Consider the following 3,244-nt stretch of genomic DNA (forward strand, 5'->3'; position numbering starts at 1 on the left):
CGGACGACCGCGCCACCAGAATCCGCTTCTTTTTTAGCATCTTTTTGGGCACTAGCGCCCAGTGCACCTGCACTAGCAGCTACGGTATTAGTAGCAGGAGCAGCGTCTGCCGGACTGGGCTTAACCAGGTCTTGCAGGTTCAAGCGGCCGTTTTCGTTCAGCACCAGGCGGGCGTAGAAGTCGCTGAGCGCGGTTTCCTTGACATCCACCGTGGTGGGGCTGGCGGGCGACAGGGACACGTCCAGACCTCGCAGGTTCAGCAGTTTCCAGCGCAGCAGGGCCTGTTCGCTGGAGGCATCGGCCACCGCCGCCGCCGAGGCTGCCGCACCCAGCGGCGCGGAACTGGCCGCTTTCGGCGCTGCAGCCTGGATAGCCACCATGCCGACCCCGTTGTTGGCGCGGAAATCTTCCAGCGTGCCGTCACCCTTGACCTTCAGCACCGGACCGGCCGGGCTGGCGGTGTAGGCCACCTGGCCCTTGAAGCTGGTGTCGGCACGCACGATGTCCACGTTCAGCGACGCGCCGAAATACGGCTCGAAGGCATGCAACGGCAGGTGCAGCAGCTCGACCTGGCCCACGGCGGCCAGCGGTTGCAGCGCCAACGTGCCCTTGTAGGTCAGCCGCCCCGGCTCGACGTTGCGGGTGTTTTCCGCACCGATGCGGGCGCTGATGGCCAGGGGCGAGGCTTTGGCGCTGCCGGGCACCAGGTCTTTCATCTGCACGCTGAGGGCGCTGATGTCCACCGCCACGGGCTGGTAGGCGGACTGGTCGAGGAAGGACAGCGCACCACCCTCCAACGCCAGGTCAGCAATGCTGACAGCCCAGGGTGTACTGGCAGGCTTGGCGGGGGACGGCTTTGTCTCGGCGTTAGCCGCCGGGGTTTTCAGCCAGCGTTCAAACATCCAGTGGCCATCGGTGCTGCGCTGCACCTGGGTGCGCGGCTCGGTGAGCACCAGCTTGCCGATCTGCACGCGCTGCGCCGTCACATCGACCACCGCCTGGCTGAGCTGCAACTGGCGCAGGCTGAACAGGGCGGGTGGAGCGGCTGGGCTCTTGGACTTGTTCTTGGCGCTGTCTTTGGTATTGACTTTGGTGTTGTCCTTGGTCATGTCCGCCCCGGTTTCGCCCAGCGCCAGCCGGTCCAGCGTGAGCTGCTTGGCCGTGACCTGCAGCGCACCCGCTGCCTGCCATTGGACTTGCAGGTCCGCCGCCAACTGGCCACTGAGCCGGGGCTCCAGGGTGTTGGCCAGGTACGGGGCGGCCAGGGCCAGCGGCAGGCCGCCCAAGCTGGCATCGACGTTGGCCTCCACATCGGTGGCGGTGCCCTTCAGTGTCAATTCGGCAGGTGTTGCCGAGGCCGTGCCGCCGCCATCGACCTGCGCCGAGGCGGTGAACTGCAGCGGCAGGGTGAACGGCCAGGCAATGGCCGATGCCTCCACCGCCACGCCGTGCAAAGCCACCTCGGCGGCCGGGCGGGTGCTGGCATCGGACCAGCGCAGCGTGCCGTCTTGCAGGGCCAGCTTGGCGACACTGACTTTCCAGCCCGCGTCATTTTCAGCATCTTTTGTGCCACTGGCGCTGGATGCACCTGCGCTGGCAGCTATTATTTTTGTAGTTTCTGTGCGGGTGGCCGGGGAGGTGAATTGCAGCTTGCCCGCAGCGTCACGGCGCAAATCGACCACCGGGGCGCTGAGAGTAATGTCGCTGATCTTCACACTCTGCTCCAGCGGGCGCAGCTCGTCCAGCGTCACCTTGAGCGTGTCCAGCGCCAGCCATTTCTCGCCCTGGGGGTTGGCAATCTTGAGCTGGTCGGCCTGCACGGTGCCGCTGAGCTTGACCGACATCTTGGGGGTTTCTTCAAAAGCCAGTTGCAGATCGGCACTCAGCACCGCGCCCTGCAACTGCACCGGCAGGCTGGCGGGCAGGTAGGCCAGGTACGGGGCCAGGTCGAAGTGGTCAAGGCGGATCTGCGCGTCGGTCTTGCGGCTGGGGGCGAACGGCGTGGACTGGGCAGCGGAATCGAAGCTGCTGCCGTTCAACTTGAAGGCCAGGTGCGGCAGGGTCTGGATGCTGCGCTGCGAGTCCAGGTTGCTCAAAAACGGCAGGGTCAGGTTCACATCCCGCAAGGTGTGGGTGGTTTTGCGGGTCTGATCGGTCAGGTCCAGCGCGCCGCCGGTGAGGGCGATGTTGTAGACGGCGAAGCTAGGGGGTGCGCCCGCAGGCTTGTCGGACGGGGTGTTGAGCTTGGCCAGCACATCGTCAAAGTCGTAGTGGCCATCGCCCAGGTAGGTGGCGTGGATGGTTGGCTGGTCTACCGTAATCGCGTCGACCACCGGGGCCAGCCGCCGCAGCGACTGCCACAGCGCGGCATCGAGCAGGATGCGTTGGATGTGGACTTGGGGCTTGGCATCTTGGGCACCCGCAATAGCCAGGTCATCCAGCGTCAACACCAAAGTCCAGGGGTGGAAATCAACACGGCCCAGCGTGACGGACCGGCCCAGCGTGGCGCTGCCGACTTTTTCTACCTCGTATTTCACCAAGGCTGGCACCGCCAGCCAGGTAATGGCCCACAGCCCCAGCACCCCGGCCACCACCCACGCCGCCCGGCGCAACCACTTGTTTTGAAAAAATGTCATGGCGCCCATTTTGCCGCCAGACCGAGGGAGTGTCTGCAAGCGGATGTGCACCTAGTGGAGGGAACGGCGTGCCAAAAACAAGAAGCCCGGCATCCGATTCGCATCGGTTGCCGGGCTTGACGGCGAACTTGCGGTTCATGCCGTCGAGATTGCAAGGGAGAGATTGATGTCCCCCATTGCGTTGGAGGCAAGAGATTGCTTCCATTAAGGACCGGGGCTGCTGCATCCCACCATCGCAAAATGTCAGGTGGCACTGGCTCCTACCGGTTAGCGCCTGTTTGCACAGGCAATGCCAATTTAATCCAAGCCGCGCGGGAATACAAATGTGTCTTTCAATGCATTTGCAGCCCATGATTAAGCCAATGTGCTTGACAACACCCGCCACAAAGAACAACCAATTGCGCCCCAAAACGTAAAAAAGGCCGCTTGCGCGTAATGCCAGTCAGTTAAGACAGCCAGGTGCGTAAAGTAAAAAGGGAATGTGTTCAACATGTTCCCTTTTTTGTTTTATGAGTTGGTTGCAAAGCGAGTTGTCGCAAACACTGGCGCGGACCCCGCCAAGCCTGGATCAGTTGAGCGCGTTGATCGATCCCCAATGGATTGAACAA

At 63.0% G+C, this 3,244-nt stretch carries 1 protein-coding gene; it reads right to left on the bottom strand.

Translation table 11 applies throughout. The features are described 5' to 3' along the window. A partial coding sequence (locus tag ABI213_RS02660; RefSeq protein ID WP_348026002.1) for a DUF748 domain-containing protein occupies positions 1-2,636 on the bottom strand: 2,636 nt, incomplete at its 3' end. Between the last annotated feature and the right edge of the window lie 608 nt (positions 2,637-3,244).

It is taken from the genome of Rhodoferax sp. (genome assembly GCF_039922535.1).
Taxonomy (GTDB): domain Bacteria; phylum Pseudomonadota; class Gammaproteobacteria; order Burkholderiales; family Burkholderiaceae_C; genus Rhodoferax_B.